Source organism: Rhizobacter sp. P5_C2, from assembly GCF_054049715.1.
Genome location: NZ_JBFULV010000002.1, coordinates 11,999 through 29,648 on the forward strand (window position 1 = coordinate 11,999; position 17,650 = coordinate 29,648).

19 protein-coding genes are annotated in these 17,650 nt (G+C 67.7%); 7 read left to right on the forward strand and 12 right to left on the reverse strand.

Going from position 1 to position 17,650, the window contains the following annotated elements; all coding sequences use genetic code 11:
- The first annotated feature begins 72 nt into the window (after window positions 1-72).
- Both ACXJLU_RS00845 and ACXJLU_RS00850 read left to right on the forward strand, forming a co-directional pair.
- On the forward strand, window positions 73-1,302 hold the full coding sequence (locus ACXJLU_RS00845) for an AI-2E family transporter (protein ID WP_457328627.1): 1,230 nt from the start codon (window positions 73-75) through the stop codon (window positions 1,300-1,302).
- A gap of 5 nt (window positions 1,303-1,307) precedes the next feature.
- On the forward strand, window positions 1,308-2,270 hold the full coding sequence (locus ACXJLU_RS00850) for a YihY/virulence factor BrkB family protein (protein ID WP_457328628.1): 963 nt from the start codon (window positions 1,308-1,310) through the stop codon (window positions 2,268-2,270).
- Between the two features lie 26 nt (window positions 2,271-2,296).
- On the opposite strand, the gene ACXJLU_RS00855 is transcribed toward ACXJLU_RS00850, so the two are convergent.
- The 4 genes from ACXJLU_RS00855 to orn all read right to left on the reverse strand — a co-directional run bounded on the left by ACXJLU_RS00855 (window position 2,297) and on the right by orn (window position 8,212).
- Window positions 2,297-4,156: a leucine-rich repeat domain-containing protein gene (locus tag ACXJLU_RS00855; RefSeq protein WP_457328629.1), complete on the reverse strand. Its 1,860-nt coding sequence runs from the start codon at window positions 4,154-4,156 to the stop codon at window positions 2,297-2,299.
- Window positions 4,157-4,244: 88 nt separating this feature from the next.
- On the reverse strand, window positions 4,245-5,600 hold the full coding sequence (locus ACXJLU_RS00860; RefSeq protein WP_457328630.1) for a Fic family protein: 1,356 nt from the start codon (window positions 5,598-5,600) through the stop codon (window positions 4,245-4,247).
- Window positions 5,601-5,704: 104 nt separating this feature from the next.
- Window positions 5,705-7,273 carry a DEAD/DEAH box helicase gene (locus tag ACXJLU_RS00865; protein ID WP_457328631.1) on the reverse strand — a complete coding sequence of 523 codons (1,569 nt, stop codon included), beginning with the start codon at window positions 7,271-7,273 and terminating at the stop codon, window positions 5,705-5,707.
- Window positions 7,274-7,645: 372 nt separating this feature from the next.
- The gene (gene orn / locus ACXJLU_RS00870) at window positions 7,646-8,212 is read right to left on the reverse strand and encodes an oligoribonuclease (protein WP_073465664.1); all 567 of its coding nucleotides are present in this window, start codon (window positions 8,210-8,212) and stop codon (window positions 7,646-7,648) included.
- A gap of 53 nt (window positions 8,213-8,265) precedes the next feature.
- On the opposite strand from orn, the gene ACXJLU_RS00875 reads away from it, so the two are divergent.
- The 3 genes from ACXJLU_RS00875 to rsgA are packed head-to-tail and all read left to right on the forward strand — an operon-like array spanning window position 8,266 to window position 10,800.
- Window positions 8,266-9,561, forward strand: a complete 1,296-nt coding sequence (locus ACXJLU_RS00875; RefSeq protein ID WP_457328632.1) for a M48 family metallopeptidase — start codon at window positions 8,266-8,268, stop codon at window positions 9,559-9,561.
- A 4-nt stretch (window positions 9,562-9,565) separates the two neighbouring features.
- Entirely contained in the window at window positions 9,566-9,898 is a 333-nt protein-coding gene (locus ACXJLU_RS00880) for a 4a-hydroxytetrahydrobiopterin dehydratase (RefSeq protein WP_457328633.1), read from the forward strand.
- A complete protein-coding gene (gene rsgA / locus ACXJLU_RS00885) occupies window positions 9,895-10,800 on the forward strand; it encodes a ribosome small subunit-dependent GTPase A (protein WP_457328634.1) in 906 nt (301 codons plus the stop codon). The genes ACXJLU_RS00880 and rsgA overlap by 4 nt, the downstream gene beginning before the upstream one ends.
- Here the strand turns inward: rsgA and ACXJLU_RS00890 are convergent, their stop codons facing one another.
- The 6 genes from ACXJLU_RS00890 to rpsP form a co-directional block, all read right to left on the reverse strand.
- Window positions 10,801-11,790 (reverse strand): CobD/CbiB family protein, encoded by a 990-nt coding sequence (locus ACXJLU_RS00890; protein ID WP_073465667.1) that lies wholly within the window; start codon window positions 11,788-11,790, stop codon window positions 10,801-10,803.
- Window positions 11,791-11,828: 38 nt separating this feature from the next.
- Window positions 11,829-12,512 (reverse strand): CoA pyrophosphatase, encoded by a 684-nt coding sequence (locus ACXJLU_RS00895; RefSeq protein WP_143171489.1) that lies wholly within the window; start codon window positions 12,510-12,512, stop codon window positions 11,829-11,831.
- 136 nt (window positions 12,513-12,648) lie between these two features.
- On the reverse strand, window positions 12,649-13,002 hold the full coding sequence (gene rplS / locus ACXJLU_RS00900; protein ID WP_073465669.1) for a 50S ribosomal protein L19: 354 nt from the start codon (window positions 13,000-13,002) through the stop codon (window positions 12,649-12,651).
- A gap of 99 nt (window positions 13,003-13,101) precedes the next feature.
- Entirely contained in the window at window positions 13,102-13,860 is a 759-nt protein-coding gene (gene trmD / locus ACXJLU_RS00905) for a tRNA (guanosine(37)-N1)-methyltransferase TrmD (RefSeq protein WP_457328635.1), read from the reverse strand.
- Between the two features lie 9 nt (window positions 13,861-13,869).
- On the reverse strand, window positions 13,870-14,460 hold the full coding sequence (gene rimM, locus ACXJLU_RS00910) for a ribosome maturation factor RimM (RefSeq protein ID WP_457328636.1): 591 nt from the start codon (window positions 14,458-14,460) through the stop codon (window positions 13,870-13,872).
- Between the two features lie 22 nt (window positions 14,461-14,482).
- On the reverse strand, window positions 14,483-14,749 hold the full coding sequence (gene rpsP / locus ACXJLU_RS00915) for a 30S ribosomal protein S16 (RefSeq protein ID WP_457328637.1): 267 nt from the start codon (window positions 14,747-14,749) through the stop codon (window positions 14,483-14,485).
- A 156-nt stretch (window positions 14,750-14,905) separates the two neighbouring features.
- On the opposite strand from rpsP, the gene ACXJLU_RS00920 reads away from it, so the two are divergent.
- Entirely contained in the window at window positions 14,906-15,448 is a 543-nt protein-coding gene (locus tag ACXJLU_RS00920; protein ID WP_457328638.1) for a GNAT family N-acetyltransferase, read from the forward strand.
- Window positions 15,445-15,888 (forward strand): hypothetical protein, encoded by a 444-nt coding sequence (locus tag ACXJLU_RS00925; RefSeq protein WP_457328639.1) that lies wholly within the window; start codon window positions 15,445-15,447, stop codon window positions 15,886-15,888. Before ACXJLU_RS00920 ends, ACXJLU_RS00925 begins: the two co-directional genes overlap by 4 nt.
- A gap of 24 nt (window positions 15,889-15,912) precedes the next feature.
- On the opposite strand, the gene ACXJLU_RS00930 is transcribed toward ACXJLU_RS00925, so the two are convergent.
- Both ACXJLU_RS00930 and ACXJLU_RS00935 read right to left on the reverse strand, forming a co-directional pair.
- Complete coding sequence (locus ACXJLU_RS00930; RefSeq protein WP_457328640.1) at window positions 15,913-16,929, reverse strand: inorganic phosphate transporter; 1,017 nt, start codon at window positions 16,927-16,929, stop codon at window positions 15,913-15,915.
- 16 nt (window positions 16,930-16,945) lie between these two features.
- Complete coding sequence (locus tag ACXJLU_RS00935; RefSeq protein WP_073465676.1) at window positions 16,946-17,593, reverse strand: DUF47 domain-containing protein; 648 nt, start codon at window positions 17,591-17,593, stop codon at window positions 16,946-16,948.
- Window positions 17,594-17,650 lie beyond the last annotated feature (57 nt).

A 17,650-nucleotide genomic window follows, 5' to 3' on the forward strand; every position in this document is an offset into this window, starting at 1 on the left:
CGCACCACCCTGCGGGGTCGTGCGCCTTGCGGCGTTGAGGACAGGGCGCTCGGTGCGCCGTCTTCACACACGATGTCCCTCTCCGGCACCTTGACGCCCGCGGCGAAACCTTCCGTCGAGGCCGTGCGCGACAGTGTCGCATCGCCGGTCGACGAGACCGTGTCCCCGCTCGACGACGGGGGCCCCGGGCCGTTGCCGCGCTCGGCCCCTGCGGCCACGGTGATCGCGACGGTCGCGGTGATCGGCGCGCTGTGGTGGGGCCAGCGCTTCCTGGTGCCGGTGGTGGCCGGCCTGATGCTCGCGATGCTGGTCGCGCCGGTCGTGGCCGGCCTGCGCCACCTGCTGCGGAGCCAGATCCTCGCGGTGCTGCTGTCGCTGGTGCTGTTCCTCGCGCTCGCCGCGCTCGCGTCGATGGCCTTCGGCGGCAAGCTGCTGCGCATGGTGGACCGCAGCCCCGAGATCATCCGCATGGTGGCCGAGCGCATCACGCCGACCGAGGCCGACGACGATTCGGTGCTCAAGCGTTCACGCGATGCGCTGCAGGAACTGGACCGCGCGGCCCAGGGCATGGCCAACGGCGCGCCGCCGCCGAAGCCGTCGCGCCAGAAGCTGATCCCCGCGGCCCCGGCGCACACGCTGACCGAGTCCGTCACGCTGTGGATGCGCGACACCGCGCTGAACGGCTCGTCGATCCTGATGAAGTTCACCGGCGACCTGACGATCATCGTGTTCGTCGCGTTCTTCGTGCTGAGCGGCGGCAGCCCGCTCGCCGGCCGCTTCATCGACCTGTGGGGCGGTCGCTCGCAGTCGCGCACGCGCGCCTGCCGCGCGCTGCACGAATGCTCGCGCCAGATCCGCATCTACGTGGGCGTGCTGCTGGTCACCAACCTGCTGATCGGCCTGGCGGTGTGGGCCGGGTTCGCGTGGGGCGAGATTCCCGACGCGGCGATGTGGGGCGTGACGGCCGCGGTGCTGCACGTCGTGCCCTACGTGGGCATGGGCATCCTGACGGCGTTCGGCGCGGCCGAGGCCTTTCTGGCGCACGGCACAGCCGGCGCGGCGATCGGCACGGCGGCCTACCTGGTGGTGGTGTCGACGTTGATCGGCACCGCGGTCGCGGCCTGGCTGCAGAGCCGCGCCGCGCGGATGAATGCCGCCGCGGTGTTCATCGGGCTGGTGTTCTGGGGCGCGCTGTGGGGCGTGTGGGGCCTGTTCCTCGGCCCGGGGCTGATCGTCGTGATGAAGGTCGTCGCCGAACATTCGCGCTCCGCCACGCGACTCGCGCGCCTGATGGAAGGCTGACCGGCATGGCGCAGGGCGAGGCCACCGACACCCCGGGGCTCGTCGCCCGCCTCTGGCACCGCATGGTCGCGAGTGCGCCGGGGCGCGTCGTCTCGCTGGCGGTGCGGGCCATCAACCGCTTCATCGAATGCCACGGCGCGCGCCAGGGGGCGGCGGTCGCGTTCTATGCGGCGTTCTCGATGGCGCCGCTGCTCGTCGTCGTGACGAGCCTGCTGGTGTGGCTGCTCGGCGACCAGAGCGCGAACGCGACGATGGTCGACGCGGTCGGCCGGCTGCTCGGCCCGAGCGAGGCCCGCACGCTGGCCGACCTGCTGGCCAGCGCGCCGAGCGCGGCAACGCGGCTGCTGTCGCGCGAGCGGGCCGGCGGGTTCGCCGTCGCGGCGCCGGTGATCGCGGTGGTGACGATGCTGGTCGGCGCGGTCGGCGTGTTCGTCGAGTTGCGCGCGTCGCTGCAGGAGATGTTGGGGGCGCCGCCCGAGCGCGGCTCGCTGTGGCGGCTGGTGCAGATCCGCCTGCTGTCGATGGGCGTGCTGCTCGGCTGCGGCTTCCTGCTCGCGGTCGCGATGGTGCTGCAGGCGGTCGCGCTGCTGGCGATCCGCTGGGTGGTCGACCAGACCGATGCGCTCGGTCCCGCGCTCGGGCCGCTGCTGCAGTCGGTGGAGTTGCTGTGGTCGTGGCTGGTGATGACGACGCTGTTCTCGCTGCTGATGGTGTGGCTGCCCGATGCGCACCTGCGCGCGCGCCATGCTTTCATCGGCGCGGCGGTGGCGGCGGTGCTGTTCCTGGCGGGGCGCTACGGCATCAATGCGTACATCGCCGGCACCGCGCTGCGCTCGACGCTGGGCGCCGCCGGGTCGTTCGCAGCGCTGCTGGTGTGGATCTACTGGTCGTGCCAGATCTTCTTGCTGGGGGCGGCGCTGGCGGTGGAGATCGGGGCGCATGAGCGGGTGCCCTCGGCAGTCGAGTGAGTTCGCGCAGGCCGAGTGCAGCGACATCAGATGCGCATGTTGGCCGAAGTCACCTGGATCAGTTTCCTGGCCGTATCGACCGTCACGTCACGCGGCAGATTGCGCTCTTCCAAGGCGACCACGAGCGTTTTCACCCGCCATTGATCCGCTTCGACTTTCTCGGCCTGGCGCCGCTGGTTGTCGAGGAGCAGTTTCCGAATGGCACCGCGCTTGGTCTGCCGGTGGGGCAGCGACGCCTCGTCGCTGAAGGGAGGAAGGTGGCAGAGGTGCAACGTGTCTTTCATGTTCCACAGGCACGCGACCAGCTCGTCGCTCCCGCACACGGCACGAGGCAATACGAGCTTCAGCAGCGACTCGTTCTGCGCGAGTCCTTTCAGGAATGCCTTCAGCTCCGGCCCCCAGCACAGTGGATTCGAGTCGAGATTGAGGTACTCCAGTGCATGCCACCGCAAGGCCGATGAGATCAGCGTCAGGTGAGTCCCCGGAAGAAGCGTGGCGCCGATGTCGAGACACTTCAGGCTGACATTCCTCTCCAGGGCTTCCATCAAGCCGTCGAACGCTGCTGCGTTTGCGCCGAGTGTCCCCTGCCCGCTCAGCGTCAAGGTGTGCAGCGTCCGCGTGCGTGTCAAGAATCTGGCAATCGCCCCAATGTGATGGGCCTGCAATGGAAACCGGCCTCGTTCGTTCACCACGTCCACGCCACCGAGGCAGAGGCGGCGCAACGATGTGTTGTGCTGCATCTGCTCGAAAAGAATCCCCATCGTCGCAAATGTCGCCCCCGTCAGATCAAGCTCCCTCACCCGGCATGTCGGATGGCCGATGGCATGCGCGAGTGTCTCGACGTCTTCCTCGTCGAGCCGCGCTCCTTGCAGAAGCAAGCGCGTGATGCACTGCGAGCGCAGCAATGCGTCGAATGCATCCGGCGTCATTTCATGCAGACACTTCATCATCGGTGACGGTGGGCGAATGGACAGATCGCACGCATCGCCCCGCAGCCGGTTCTGATCAAACCGGTTTTGCTCCAGCTTCACTCGCACGTCATGGGCTCGCGAAGAGCAGGCCTGTGGCGGCCTGCCAGGAGTGTTGTAGGGTTCCAGCACCGTCAACGTCGTGTTCTTTTCCAGCATGCGCAGAATCCGCGAATCGAAATCGTCTTGCATCGTTTCAGGACACGGCAGCACCAGGTGCGTCAATGATTGATTCGCGAAAAGAGCATTCATGAATCCGTCAGCCCCCGCATCGCTCCAACACAAATCGTTGTCGCCGAGCCCAAGGTACTTCAACTGTCCATGAGCCTTCAGCGCCGCTGCGAGATGGCCAAGCTGCTCGTTGCCCAGGCAGGTGCCACCAAGTTCAAGCCATTCGAGGTTCTTGTTCTGGCCCAGGGCCGAACAGAACTTCGCGAAGGCGGCCGATTCCCGGACACCCACGAGATCCACCCCCCGCAGATCAAGATGCGTCAGTGATTTGCTTGCGACGACGTCGACCAGCGCGTTGACATGGAAATAAGTCATCAGGTTTGCCGGAAGGCGGGCATTTGCGAGTTTCAACGCGGTCAATGTCTCGTTCTCCGCCACGCCCCGCAAGACGGTCAGCGGCAGCGCCGAACCTGAAAGATCGAGTTCGCGCAGAGGACAACTCGCGTGCTCGAGCAATGCTCGAAGAGCCATTCCGCGCTGTCCATTGAGTCGCTGGCCACGAAGGTCCAGGCAAGTGACCTTGTCGTGCTCGAACAGTTTCAGAAGCGCGGCAACGGCCTTGTCAGGCCCCTGACCCAGCGTCCAAAGAATCCTTGACGTGAAGCGCCCCGCCGACAGCGCAGCGACATCGTGTCGGCGAGGGTGAGGTTTGAGCTCGCTTCGTTTGGGAACGGAGGTCTTTTCCATGGAAGGCTCGACGAGAAGAATGAAGGAGCTTGGTCACAGCTCGGCCTCGATCGTTCCCGCCATGCCTCAGGAAACTGTTCAACGCCTGTCAGGCAGGACGCCCCGCAGCAATCCACGCCTCGGTGGCGCCCATCGTCACGCGGTAACGCGCACAGTTGAACGCTTCGAGCTTGCGCAGTTCTTCTCGCAACAGGGGCGCGAAGCCCGGTGCCTTGTCGTTGCCGAGTTGCAGCGCCTCGGTCGCATCGGCCAGCGTCTTGCGATCGCGCACGATCAAGCCGATCGCCTCGTTGAGGGCTTCGCGGTATCGCAAGCGAAGCGGATCCGGTGTGCTCATCGCCTCCAGCACCACCGCGTACTTCGCGCAGGAGCGGCGATAGGTCCAGTCGAACAGGTCGACGGCCAGCGACACGTCCTGCCGCTCATAGACGCCCACCATCGCCTCGGCGTAGTGGCCTCGGTCGACGTCGAGGAACGCCAGTGGTGCGCGGTTGTAGAGCATCAGCGGGATATTGGCCGCCAACCGGCTGGTGCGCTTGTTGCCATCCTCGAACGGCTGCAGGTAGGCGATGTTGACCCACAGGAAGAAGGCCGCTTCGATCGGGTTCTTGATGACGCGCGCCGTGTCGAGAATGCGCTCCAGCATCTCGGACAGCAGCGACGGAACCTGCGATGGGAAGTACACGGTGTCGCTGATGTTGACGACCTTGCGGCGGATCGCGCCAAGGCCGTCGCTGTCGACCAGCAGGTCGCGCATCAGCACCGCATGGAGGTTGCGCACGATGCCCATCGAGAGCCCCTGCTCCGGAACCGCATCGACCATGAACTCGATCGCGTTCTTGTGGTTCAGCAGCATCACGGCGTCGTTGTCGTCGCCCGTCAATCCACTCTTGAACAGCTCTTCGGTATCGAGGCGTGAGTAGCGGTTGCCCTCCAGGCGCGACGACGACCACGAGAGGTCGATCAGCAGTTGCTCGAGCACCTTGCACGCATAGGTGCCTGCCGGCTGCTGGCCTTGCATGCGGCCGAGTTCGGCCAACTCCTTCGCGAGAGCGGGCGGCAGCATCGCGCTGTCGTTGGGGCGGTAGTCCTCGACGAACCCGCGGCGGTAGGTCACCGGCGATCGCGCGCCCAGCGGTTGCTGCAGCTCTGCGCGCAACGCCAGCGCTGCGGCCGACCACCGAGGCTGCAGCGCGGCCCGCTGGTACGGCGGCGGTGCCGGCGCGCTCACCCTCATCGGACCCGGCAAGCGGTAGCGCGTGGCGCGGGCCTGGCCCTCCCTGACGAGCTCACCCGAGGACCAGAGCCGCCCGAGCAGGCGCTTGACGGTCATCGCACCCGCACCGCTGCGCTCGATCAGCTGCGAGGAACTGACCTCGTCGACACCCTCATCGCGCAGGCGCGCGATCAGCTCCAGCAAACGGCGGTCATCAATTCCAGGCATGAGGTCCGATCTGAACGATTTGGTCCGATTATGACGAGATCAGACCAATCAGATCAAAAAAAAAGGCCCGCAGTGCGGGCCCTTTGTCATCCGGTCAGCCGCGATCAGCGGCTGAAGCCACCCTGGCGCGGACGCTGCGGCTTGCCGAAGCCGCCCTTGTTGGCACCCGGGCCACCCGGCTTGCGCGGCGCGAAGCCGGCGTTGTTGCCACGGTCGGCCGGTGCGCGGTCGAACGCGTGACGCGGCGCGCCTTCGTGCGGCGGACGGTTCGCGAACGGGTTGTCGCGGCGTTCCGGCGCCGGGCGATCGAACGAACCGCGCGGCGCGAAGCCGTCGGCGCCGCGGGTCGCAAAGCCTTCGCCACGCGGGGCGAAACCTTCACCGCCACGCGGGGCCGGCTTGCTGTAGCCCTTGTTGAAGCCGCCACCGTTCGGGCGACCGAACGGCTTGCCGCCGAACTTGCCTTCCGGACGGGCCGCGAACATGCGCGGTTCCGGCGACTTCGGCTCGAGGCCGACGATCGTCGCGACCGGGATGTTCTGCGTCGTGAAGGCCTGGATGCGGCGGATCATGCCGGTGTCCATGCGCTCGGCCAGCGTCACCGCCAGGCCATTGCGGCCGGCACGGCCGGTGCGGCCGATGCGGTGCACGTAGTCCTCGGCCTTCATCGGCAGGCCGTAGTTGATCACGTGGCTGATGGTGGGCACGTCGATGCCGCGCGCGGCGACGTCGGTGGCGACCAGCACGCGCAGTTCCTTGTTGCGCAGGCCTTGCAGCACGCGGGTGCGGCGGCCTTGCGGCATGCCGCCGTGCAGCGACGCCACGGCGTGGCCCATGTCGGCCAGGCGGTCGGCCAGCCAGTCGGCATCACGCTGCGTGCTGGTGAACACCACCGCCTGCTCCATGTCGCGCTCGGTCAGGATGTGGTCCAGCAGCGCGTTCTTGTGCGCGCCGTTGTCGGCCCAGTGCAGGCGCTGCTCGATGTTCTCGTGCGTGTCGGTGTGCGAGGTGACCTCGATGCGCTGCGGATCGCGCAGCAGGTCTTGCGCCAGGCGACCCACGTGGCCGGCGAAGGTCGCGCTGTACATCACCGTCTGGCGGTCTTGCGGCAGCTGGTCGGCGATCGTGCGGATGTCGTCGATGAAGCCCATGTCGAGCATGCGGTCGGCTTCGTCGAGCACCAGCATCTCGACGTTCTCGAGGATGGCCTTGCCGCTGTTCAGGTGGTCGAGCAGGCGGCCCGGGGTCGCGATCAGGATGTCGAGCGGGCCGCGCAGCGCCTTCAGCTGCGCGCCGTACGGCACGCCGCCGACGACGGTGGTCACGCGCAGGCCTTGCACATGCTTGCCGTAGACGGTGGCGGCCTTGTCGACCTGCATCGCCAGTTCACGGGTGGGGGCCAGCACGAGGATGCGCGGGCCGTAGACCAGGCCCTTCTCGCGGCGCTTGGTGTTGTCGCCACGGGCGGCGAGGATGCGCTGCAGGCCGGGCAGCACGAACGAGGCGGTCTTGCCGCTGCCGGTGCTCGAGGCGACCATCAGGTCCTTGCCTTCGAGGGCCGGCGGAATGGCGCGGGACTGAACGTCGGTCGGGGTCTCGTAGCCCGAATCCTTCAAGGCCTGGAGCAGGGCGGCGTGGAGGCCCAGGGCCTCGAAATTGTTCTCTGAACTCATCATTTTCTTTCTCAAACACGGTGCCGCCGGCCCCGACGGGCACAGCACGACACCAGCGCGCATCAAGCGCACGCGGATCAGTCGCTGGGGAGAAGGTCCGAACCCAGATCGGCGAGAAGACTCGCGCCGGTGCCGGGGAACATGGGAACAGTCAAAGCGACGGCATCGCCGCCAACCATTCCCGTGAGGGGTTCGAACAGGCCGCACGGTGGAGGAACCACCATGGGAAGACTCGATGAGGTCAGAGGGGATGAACGAAACGCCCCGGCATGCCGAGGCGAAGGGCGGATTCTAGGGGGATCCGGGTTTTCCCGCAAGCTGCAAAGCCCCCTATTTGGCGAGGACTCTCCGCGGCGCGTCACTTCGCCACGGTCACTTCGCCAGAAAGTGCTCGCGGTAATAAGCCAACTCGTCGATCGACTCATGGATGTCGGCCAGCGCGGTGTGCGCCTGCGCCTTCTTGAAGCCGGCGAGGATCTCCGGCTTCCAGCGCTTGGCCAATTCCTTCAGCGTGCTGACGTCGAGGTTGCGGTAGTGGAAGAAGGTTTCCAGCTTCGGCATCGTGCGCGCCAGGAAGCGGCGATCCTGGCAGATGCTGTTGCCGCACATCGGCGACGTGCTCTTGCCGACGTAGCGCTTCAGGAAATCGATCACCTGCGCCTCGGCCGAGGCCTCGTCGATGGTCGACGCCTTCACGCGGTCGATCAGGCCGCTGCGGCCGTGCGTGCCCTTGTTCCAGGCGTCCATCGCGTCGAGCGTGGCGTCGCTCTGGTGGATCGCGAACACCGGGCCTTCGACGCGCTGCGTCAGCTGGGCATCGGTGACGACGACCGCGATCTCGATGATGCGGTCGGTGTCCGGGTAGAGGCCGGTCATCTCGAGGTCGATCCAGATCAGGTTCTGGTCGCTCTGCTGCAGCGGGCTTGCGATGTCGCTCATGGGTTTTCTCCTTGGGGGCATTCTCGCCGACCCGCGCCCTACACTTGCAGCCCATGCAAGCCATTCACCTGACCCTGCTGTTCGCCGCCGCGCTGCTCGCCTCGCTGGGCCTGCGCCTGTGGCTCTCGACGCGCCAGATGCGGCATGTCGCTGCGCACCGCGGCGCCGTGCCGGCCGCCTTCGTCGGCAAGGTGTCGCTCGAAGCGCACCAGAAAGCCGCCGACTACACGCTCGCGAAGGGCCGCTTCGGGCTGGTGTCGATGGCCTTCGGCGCCGTCGTGCTGCTCGGCTGGACGCTGCTGGGCGGGCTCGACGCGCTGAACGGCGTGTTGCGCGATGCCGTCGCCCCGCGCTTCGGTGGCCTCGCCTACCAGCTGGCGCTGGTGCTCGCCTTCTCGGTGATCGGCGCCGTGCTCGAGTTGCCGTTCGAGCTGCATGCCACCTTCCGCCTCGAAGCGCGCTTCGGCTTCAACCGCATGACCTGGCAGCTGTTCGTGCGCGACCTGGTCACCAACACGCTGGTCGGCATCGTGCTCGGCCTGCCGATCGTCGCGCTGATCCTGTGGCTGATGGGCGCGGCCGGCGCCTACTGGTGGTTCTGGGCCTGGCTCGCATGGACGGCCTTCGGCCTGTTCGTGCAGGTGGTGTACCCGCTGGTCGTGATGCCGCTCTACAACAAGTTCGAGCCGCTGCCCGACGGCACGCTGAAGGAGCAGGCGCTCGCGCTGATGGCGCGCTGCGGCTTCACCGCCCAGGGCTTCTACGTGATGGACGGCAGCAAGCGCTCGGCCCATGCGAACGCGATGTTCACCGGGCTCGGCAAATCGAAGCGCGTGATCTTCTACGACACGCTGATCAACAAGCTGAGCCCGCCCGAGATGGAAGCCGTGCTGGCACACGAACTCGGCCACTTCAAGCTGCGGCACCTGCTCAAGCGCAGCCTGACGATGACGGTGCTGAGCCTGCTGGCCTTCGCGCTGCTCGGCTGGCTGTCGAACCAGGCCTGGTTCTTCCTGGGGCTGGGCGTGCAGCCGTCGCTTGCGGCCCCGAACGACGCGCTGGCGCTGATCCTGCTGATGCTCGCGATGCCGGTGTTCGGCGTGTTCGCCGGGCCGCTGGCGGCACGGGTCTCGCGCAAGCACGAGTTCGAGGCCGATGCCTACGCCTGCTCGCAGGCGAACGGGCAAGACCTTGCTGCGGCCCTGCTGAAGCTGCATGAGGACAATTCGACGACGCTGACGCCGGACCCGGTGTACGCGAGCTTCTACTACTCCCACCCGCCGGCCACCGAGCGCCTGGCGGCCCTTGATTCGCAAGCGCGTCCCCAGACGCATCCACAACCGAGCTGACACCATGAGCAACCTGCTGCACCTGAAATGCAAGGCGCTGGAAGGCGCCGACGCGATGGGCCCGAACGAAGTCCGCAGCCACCTGGCGCAGGTCAGCGGCTGGCACCTGAACAACGGCGCCATCGAGAAGACCTTCAGCTTCAAGAACTACCACGAGACGATCGCGTTCGTGAACGCGCTGGCCTGGATCGCCCACACCGAAGACCACCACCCCGAGCTGGCCGTCACCTATGACCGCTGCGTCGCGCGCTTCAACACGCACTCGGTCGGCGGCATCTCGCTGAACGACTTCATCTGCGCGGCCAAGGCGGACGCGCTCGTCGCCTTCCTCGCTTGAGCCACACCGTCGCGCTCGACACCGGGCTGGTGGTCGCGGGGCACGGGCGCCACTACATCGTCGAGACGCCCGACGGCGAGCGCATCGTCTGCCACCCGCGCGGCAAGAAGAGCGACTGCGTGGTCGGCGACCGCGTGCGCTGGCAGGTCACCGGCGATGAAGGCGTGATCGAGCATGTCGACCCGCGACGCAACCTGCTGTTCCGCCAGGACGAGTGGAAGACCAAGTCGTTCGCCGCCAACCTCGACCAGCTGCTGGTGCTGGTGGCGGCCGAGCCGGTGTTCAGCGAGTCGCAGCTGGCGCGCGCGCTGATCGCCGCCGAGAGCGCCGGCATCCCGACGCGCATCATCCTGAACAAGTCCGACCTGCCGCAGATCGCCGCGGCGCGCGAGCGCCTGAAGCCCTACAGCGCGATGGGCGCCGACGTGATCGAGCTGGCGCTGAAGACACGGCCCCAGGAGGCACGCGATCGGCTGGGCCCGCTGCTGGCCGATCGCGCGACGCTGGTGCTGGGGCCGAGCGGCACCGGCAAGAGCACGCTGATCAACCTGCTGGCACCCGATGCGCGCGCGCAGGTGGGCGACATCTCGGTGGCGCTGAATTCAGGCCGCCACACGACGACCTCGACCCAGTGGTACTGGCTCGATTCGGCGCGCACGACCGGGTTGATCGACTCGCCGGGGTTCCAGGAATTCGGGCTGCGGCAGATCGAGGCGCAGCAATTGGCAATGCTGATGCCGGACATCCGCGCGGCCGCCACCGACTGCAAGTTCTACAACTGCACGCACCAGCACGAGCCCGGCTGCGGTGTGCTGGCCGCGTTGGCGCGCGGCGAGATCAGCGAATCGCGGCACCGCATCTACGGCGAGATCCGCGAAGAGCTGGGCCGGCAGCGGTTCTGATCAGCCGATCAGGTTGGCCAGGGACAGCAAGGCCAGCAGCAGCATCCACAGCACCACCGAGCGCCACACCAGGCCGACGATGCTGCGCAGGTGCCCGGTCTGCGGCGGCGCCCCGGGCGTCGAGCCCTCGGCATTCGACAGCTCATCCGGCGCCCCGCTGTCGAAGGTCTTCGAGCGGTCGGGCGTCACGCCCGGCGCCGCGCTGCCGCCCAGCTGCACGCCCACCGCACCGGCGGCCGCCGACAGGATGATCCCCTCGTTCGCATGCTTCCACAGCCCGGCGTCGCGGCGCCAGCACGACACCGCCTCCTCGAAGTTGCCGACCACCGCGAAGCCGAAGGCCGTCATCCGCGCCGGCAGGTGGTCGATCAGCCCGAACAGGCGCTGCGACAGCGCGAGCAGCCGCTCGTTCACCGGCGCGCCGACGGTGCGGCTCTTGAAGGCCCAGTAGCGGCTCGCGAACTCGGCCATGCGGTAGAACACCGCGCCGGCCGGCCCGAGGCCGAGCGACGACAGCACGACGAACCAGAAGAAGACGCCGAACACATGGCGGTGCGCGGCCAGCAGCGAATGCTCGATCACGTGGCGCAGCAGCTCGGCGCGCGGCAGCTCGCTGGCATCGAGGTGGCGCCACTCGGCCAGCAGCCGGCGCGCGGTGAGCTCGTCGCCGCGCTCGAGCGCATCGCGGATGTCGGTGAAGTAGTGGCTGAACTGTCGGAAGCCCATCGTCAGGTACAGCACGACGACGTTCCAGGCCAGCGCCGCGACCAGGCTGAAGCGCACGACGATCGCGAAGACCGCCCAGGCCAGCAGCGCCGGCACCAGCGTCGTCACGCACCAGACGACCCAGGCGTGGTGGTCCTGGCCGGCGTCGAAGTTGCGGCCGGTCCAGCGCATCCAGCCGGTCAGGCCGTCGTGCACGAAGTTGCGGCGCGGCAGCGGCTTCAGTTGCTCGATGAGCAGCGCGAACAGGACGGCGAAGAAACTCATGGCCCGCGATGATAGCGGCGAGGCCTGGTTCGGTGAGGCTACGCGGCGAGGAATCGGTACAGGTTGCGCAGCATCGCGGCGGTCGCACCCCAGATGAAGTACTGGCGCGGGCGGCCGTCGGCGGCGACGCCGGTCCACGGCATCGACAGGAATTCGCGCCGCACGCCGCCCACTTCGACGCTGTGCCGGCGGTGGTTGGCCGGGCTCATCAGGAACGCGAGCGGCACCTCGAACACCTCGGCCACCTCGAACGGATCGGCCTGGATCGTGAAGCCCCCGCGCAGCAGGCCGACGACCGGCGTCACGATGAACCCGGTGCCGGTGGTGTAGGTGGGCAGGCTGCCGAGCACGTCGACGTACTCGCGGGCGAGGCCGATCTCTTCGGTGGCCTCGCGCAGTGCGGTGTCGACGGCATCGGCGTCGTAGCTTTCGGCGCGGCCGCCGGGAAAGCTGATCTGGCCGGGGTGGTCGGTCAGGTGATCGGTGCGCTGGGTCAGCACGACGCACAGCACCTCGCGCTGCACCAGCGGCACGAGCACCGAGGCATGGGCCGGCGCACGGGTCACGAAGCTGCGCTCGGCGGCGATCTCGGGGGACCACGCAGGCGGCGCGAGGAAGCGGCTGCGCAAGGCCTCGGGCGAGAGCTGCGGCAACGCAACGGCGGGAAGGTGGTCGTCGATGCCCTCGACGGGCAATTCCAGCGGGTTGAAGCTCAGCGGCATGGATCGATTGGACAAGAAAAAAGCCGCCTCGTGTGAGGCGGCTCTTTTGCCGAGGTGTTCGCCAGCTTTTGCGCTGCGCGCGAAACCTCGCTTGCCGCTGCGCGGCAGACCCGACTGGCGTCGGGCCCTGACTTCGTCAGGCGAGCTTTTCCTTGATCCGGGCCGACTTGCCCGAACGCTCGCGCAGGTAGTACAGCTTGGCGCGGCGGACATCGCCGCGACGCTTGACTTCGATCGTCGCGATCAGCGGGCTGTACAGCTGGAACGTACGCTCCACGCCTTCGCCGCTCGAGATCTTGCGCACGATGAAGCTGGAGTTCAGGCCGCGGTTGCGCTTGGCAATCACGACGCCTTCGTAGGCCTGCAGCCGCTTGCGCGTGCCTTCGACGACGTTGACGCTGACGATCACCGTGTCGCCAGGGGCGAAGGGGGGAATGGTCTTGTTGAGGCGAGCAATTTCTTCTTGCTCGAGGGTCTGGATCAGGTCCATGGGGTTCTCCTGTGATCTTGCCGGCGCGATTGCAGATTTTTCATGTGGCCGCTCAAGAAGAAGGCGGCCACGCCCGGTAGAGGATCGAAAAGCCTGCGATTATAGCCCGAGGCTGCCGAGGAACTTCTCGTCGAGTTTGCTGAGTTCGCCCCGCTCGCGGGCGGCAGCGATCAGTTCGGGGCGCCGCCGGGCGGTGATCTCGAGCGAACGCTCGCGCCGCCAGCGCGCGATGTCGGCATGGTGGCCCGACAGCAGCACCGGCGGCACCGGGTCCGGGCCGGCCGGGGCATCGAGCACCTCGGGCCGGCTGTAGTGCGGGCAATCGAGCAGGCCATCGGAAAAGCTGTCCTGCTGGTGCGACTGCGCGTCTCCCAGCACGCCGTCCTGCAACCGGGCGACGCCGTCGAGCAGCGCAAGCGCCGGCAGCTCGCCGCCGGACAGCACGAAATCGCCCAGGCTCAGCTCCAGCGTGACGTGGCGGTCGATGAAGCGCTGGTCGATGCCCTCGTAGCGGCCGCACAGCAGCACCGCGCCGGGACCGGCCGCGAACTCGCGCATCACCGATTGATCGATGCGGCGGCCGGTCGGCGTGAAATGCACGACCGCCACCTCAGCCCCATCGATACGCTCGCCGCGGATGGTGGTGAGCGCACGCTCCAGCGGCTCGACCAGCATCACCATGCCCGGCCCGCCGCCGTAGGGACGGTCATCGACACGGCGGTAGTTGTCGTCGGCAAAATCGCGCAGCGGCCACAGCCGCACGTCGACCAGCCCCGATTCGAACGCGCGGCGCGTCACGCCCACGGTCAGGTGGGGCGAGAACAGCTCGGGGAACAGCGTGACGACGTCGAAGCGCATCGCGCAGGGTCAGTAGTCCAGGCCCCAGTCGACGGTGATGCGGCGCTCAGCCATGCTGACATCGTCGACATAGGCGCCGACGAACGGGATCAGCCGCTCCTCGGCCGGCGTCGGGGCGGCCAGCCGCAGCACGCTGTGCGGGCCGGTGTCGATCAGGCCGGCCACGGTGCCGAGGGTCTGGCCCTCGCGGTTCACGACCGTCATGCCGATCAGGTCGACCCAGTAATACTCGTCCTTCTCGGCGGTCGGGAAGCTCGCGCGGCTGACGAACAGGCGCGCGCCGCGCAGGGCCTCGGCCCCGGTGCGATCGGCGACGTCCGCCACCTGGGCAACGACGCCATCGCCGTGCTCCTTGACCTGCACGACCTTCAGGAAGGACGGAAAGGCGGCTGCGGCGGTCGCCGGCAGCTTGATGCCTTGCGGCTCCGGCGGTTTCACGAACCACCGGCGCGAAGAAAACAGAGCCTGGGGATCGGAGGCGAAAGGCTGCACGCGAAGCCAGCCTTTCACACCCCAGGCATCGAGGATCCTGCCGATTTCCACCGCATCCTCGGGCCACGCGGGATCGATCGTCCCGGTCGGCACCGGCGCGGTGGTCATCGACACGTCCTCAGGCCGGACTTCAGGCTGCAGCGGCAACCGGGGTCGCAGCCTTGGCCTGGGCGACCAGGCGGGCCACCGTCGGCGACGGCTGGGCACCCAGCGAAACCCAGTGCGCGATGCGGTCGAACACCACGCGCAGCGGCTCTTCGGCACCGGACGCCACCGGGTTGTAGAAGCCGACGCGCTCGATGAAGCGGCCGTCACGGCGGACGCGCGAGTCAGCGACGACGATGTTGTAGAACGGACGCTTCTTGGCGCCACCACGTGCGAGTCGAATCACGACCATGTTGTTTCCTTGAGATTATCGAAAACATCCACCGCACCAGGAGACACTCAGGGCAAGCAGATCGGGGGGTCGGTGCCGTAGATACGCCGACCCTCCGGGCCGGCCGTCACCGAAACCCGACATTATAAACTCGTCAGACCACCCCCCGACCCCATCATGTCCGAGAGCCCCATCACGATTCGCGCCAGCACGGCCGCCGACCTCCCCGCCATCACCGCCGTCTACGGCTGGAACGTGCTGCACGGCACCGGCACCTTCGAGCTCGAGGCGCCCGACCTCGCCGAGATGTCCCGCCGCCGCGACGACGTGCTGTCCAAGGGCCTGCCCTGGCTGGTGGCCGAGCGTGGCGGCGAGGTGCTCGGCTATGCCTACGCGAACCATTTCCGCCCGCGCCGCGCCTACCGCTTCTGCCTCGAGGATTCGATCTACCTGTCGGATGCCGCCCGCGGGCAAGGCGCCGGCAAGGCGCTGCTGGCCGAGTTGATGGCGCAGTGCGAGGCGCTCGGCGCGCGCCAGATGCTGGCGGTGATCGGCGATTCGGCCAACGCCGGATCGATCGGCGTGCACCGCAGCCTCGGCTTCGAGCACACCGGGCTGTTGAAATCCGCCGGCTGGAAGTTCGAGCGCTGGCTCGACGTGGTGCTGATGCAACGGGCGCTCGGCAGCGGCGACGCCGTGCCGCCGGCCGCCGGCCTGTGACCGTGGCCAAGTCGAAGACGCTCGCGACCTGGATCGCCCTGGTCGGCGGCAGCCTCGGGCTGCACCGCTTCTACCTGCACGGTCCACGCGACGTCTGGGGCTGGCTGTGGCCGGTGCCGACGCTGATCGGCGCCTATGGCGTGCTGCGCGTGATCCGCATCGGCCAGGACGACCCGCTGTCGTGGGCGCTGATTCCGCTGTTGGGCATCGCGATCGCGGCGGCGATGCTGGCGGCGATCATCTACGGCCTGATGCCCGACGAGAAGTGGAGCCTGCGCTTCAACCGCGGCGAACCGGTCACGCCGGCCGGCTGGCTCGCGGTGATCGGCGTCGTGATCGCGCTGCTGCTCGGCGCCACCGTGCTGATGGCGACCATCGCGTTCGGCGGCCAGCGCTACTTCGAGTACCAGGTCGAGGAAGCGCGAAAGATCAGCCAGTGAACCGGTGATCGCCTTGGCGGCCGGTCAGGGGAACATCGTGAAGCTCGCCCAGTAGGCGATCGCGGCGACGAACGCCGCTGCCGGGATCGTGAAGATCCAGGCCCACACGATGTTGCCGGCAACGCCCCAGCGCACCGCCGATGCGCGCCGCACCGAGCCGACCCCGACGATCGCGCCGGTGATGGTGTGCGTGGTCGACACCGGGATGCCGAGCGCGGTCGCGAGGAACAGCGTCATCGCCCCGCCGGTCTCGGCGCAGAAGCCGCCGACCGGCTTCAGCTTGGTGATCTTCTGGCCCATCGTCAGCACGATGCGCCAGCCGCCGAACATCGTGCCCAGCCCGATCGCCAGGTAGCAGCTGCCGATGACCCAGCCGGGCGGCGTCTTCGAATCGGCCGCGGCATAGCCAGTGGCGATCAGCAGCATCCAGATGATGCCGATGGTCTTCTGCGCATCGTTGCCGCCGTGGCCCAGGCTGTACAGGCCGGCCGACACCAGCTGCAGCCGGCGGAACCAGTTGTCGACCCGCAGCGGCGAGCTGCGCCGGCAGATCCAGGCCACCGCCACCATCGCCAGCGAGCCGAGCAGGAAGCCGAGCGCCGGCGAGATGAAGATGAAGGCCACGATCCACAGCAGGCCGCCGCCGACCAGCGCGCCGACGCCGGCCTTCGCGATGACCGCGCCGCAGATGCCGCCGATCAGCGCATGCGACGAGCTCGACGGGATGCCATACCACCAGGTCACGACGTTCCAGACGATCGCACCGATCAGCGCACCGAACACCACGTGGTGATCGACGACGCCCGGCACGACGATGCCCTTGCCGACGGTGGCAGCCACCGTCAGGTTGTGGAACACCGAGATCGCCAGCACGTTGAAGAAGGCCGCGAAGACGACCGCCTGCTGCGGCTTCAGCACGCCGGTGGACACGACGGTGGCGATCGAATTCGCCGCGTCGTGGAAACCGTTCATGAAGTCGAAGACGATGGCCAGCGCCACCAGCAGCGCCACCACCCAGAAGGCGACCTGGACCGATTGCATCCGCAGCCCCGTCCGCTCAGGAGTTCTCGAGGACCACGCCCTCGATCAGGTTGGCAACGTCCTCGCAGCGGTCGGAGATCGATTCGAGCTGCTCGTAGATCGCCTTCAGCTTGATCAGCTCGCGCACGTCTTTTTCTTCGCGGAACAGCTTGGACATCGCGGCGCGCATCACCCGGTCGGCGTCGGACTCGAGCTTGTCGATCTCTTCGCAGGTCTTGATCGCGGCCTCGCTGGCGTCGTGCTGGTTCAGCCGCGGCAGCAGCGACACCGCGTGCTGCACGCGCTCGCAGCACTTGGCGCTCAGGTCGCCCAGGCGCAGCACCTCTTCGGTCATCGCGCGCACGTCGTACAGCTGCATGGTCTCGGTGGCGTCCTGCAGCAGGTCGACGATGTCGTCCATCGCGTTGATCAGGCCGTGGATCTGCTCGCGGTCGATCGGCGTGATGAAGGTCTTGTGCAGCAGCCGGTTGACCTCGGCGGTGATGCGGTCGGCGGCGCGCTCGGCGGCCACCACCTCGTTCGCATGCTTCTCGCGCAGGTTGAGGTCACTGTAGTTCTCGATCATCGCGATGAAGGCGCGAGCGCCTTCGACGATGAACGCGGCGTGCTGGTTGAACAGCTCAAAGAAATTGCCTTCGCGCGGCAGCAGCTTGCCAAACAGCATCGGGGTCTCCTGGGGGGTCGGCCGCGCTGTCGTCGCGCTGTCACCAATTCGTCACAC

What these genes read in the sequence shown, in the direction of transcription:
- ACXJLU_RS00845 (WP_457328627.1), top strand. Translation starts at nt 73, where the DNA reads ATGTCCCTCTCCGGCACCTTGACGCCCGCGGCGAAACCTTCCGTCGAG.
- ACXJLU_RS00850 (WP_457328628.1), top strand. Translation starts at nt 1,308, where the DNA reads ATGGCGCAGGGCGAGGCCACCGACACCCCGGGGCTCGTCGCCCGCCTC.
- ACXJLU_RS00855 (WP_457328629.1), bottom strand. Translation starts at nt 4,156, where the DNA reads ATGGAAAAGACCTCCGTTCCCAAACGAAGCGAGCTCAAACCTCACCCT.
- ACXJLU_RS00860 (WP_457328630.1), bottom strand. Translation starts at nt 5,600, where the DNA reads ATGCCTGGAATTGATGACCGCCGTTTGCTGGAGCTGATCGCGCGCCTG.
- ACXJLU_RS00865 (WP_457328631.1), bottom strand. Translation starts at nt 7,273, where the DNA reads ATGAGTTCAGAGAACAATTTCGAGGCCCTGGGCCTCCACGCCGCCCTG.
- orn (WP_073465664.1), bottom strand. Translation starts at nt 8,212, where the DNA reads ATGAGCGACATCGCAAGCCCGCTGCAGCAGAGCGACCAGAACCTGATC.
- ACXJLU_RS00875 (WP_457328632.1), top strand. Translation starts at nt 8,266, where the DNA reads ATGCAAGCCATTCACCTGACCCTGCTGTTCGCCGCCGCGCTGCTCGCC.
- ACXJLU_RS00880 (WP_457328633.1), top strand. Translation starts at nt 9,566, where the DNA reads ATGAGCAACCTGCTGCACCTGAAATGCAAGGCGCTGGAAGGCGCCGAC.
- ACXJLU_RS00890 (WP_073465667.1), bottom strand. Translation starts at nt 11,790, where the DNA reads ATGAGTTTCTTCGCCGTCCTGTTCGCGCTGCTCATCGAGCAACTGAAG.
- ACXJLU_RS00895 (WP_143171489.1), bottom strand. Translation starts at nt 12,512, where the DNA reads ATGCCGCTGAGCTTCAACCCGCTGGAATTGCCCGTCGAGGGCATCGAC.
- rplS (WP_073465669.1), bottom strand. Translation starts at nt 13,002, where the DNA reads ATGGACCTGATCCAGACCCTCGAGCAAGAAGAAATTGCTCGCCTCAAC.
- trmD (WP_457328635.1), bottom strand. Translation starts at nt 13,860, where the DNA reads ATGCGCTTCGACGTCGTCACGCTGTTCCCCGAGCTGTTCTCGCCCCAC.
- rimM (WP_457328636.1), bottom strand. Translation starts at nt 14,460, where the DNA reads ATGACCACCGCGCCGGTGCCGACCGGGACGATCGATCCCGCGTGGCCC.
- rpsP (WP_457328637.1), bottom strand. Translation starts at nt 14,749, where the DNA reads ATGGTCGTGATTCGACTCGCACGTGGTGGCGCCAAGAAGCGTCCGTTC.
- ACXJLU_RS00920 (WP_457328638.1), top strand. Translation starts at nt 14,906, where the DNA reads ATGTCCGAGAGCCCCATCACGATTCGCGCCAGCACGGCCGCCGACCTC.
- ACXJLU_RS00930 (WP_457328640.1), bottom strand. Translation starts at nt 16,929, where the DNA reads ATGCAATCGGTCCAGGTCGCCTTCTGGGTGGTGGCGCTGCTGGTGGCG.
- ACXJLU_RS00935 (WP_073465676.1), bottom strand. Translation starts at nt 17,593, where the DNA reads ATGCTGTTTGGCAAGCTGCTGCCGCGCGAAGGCAATTTCTTTGAGCTG.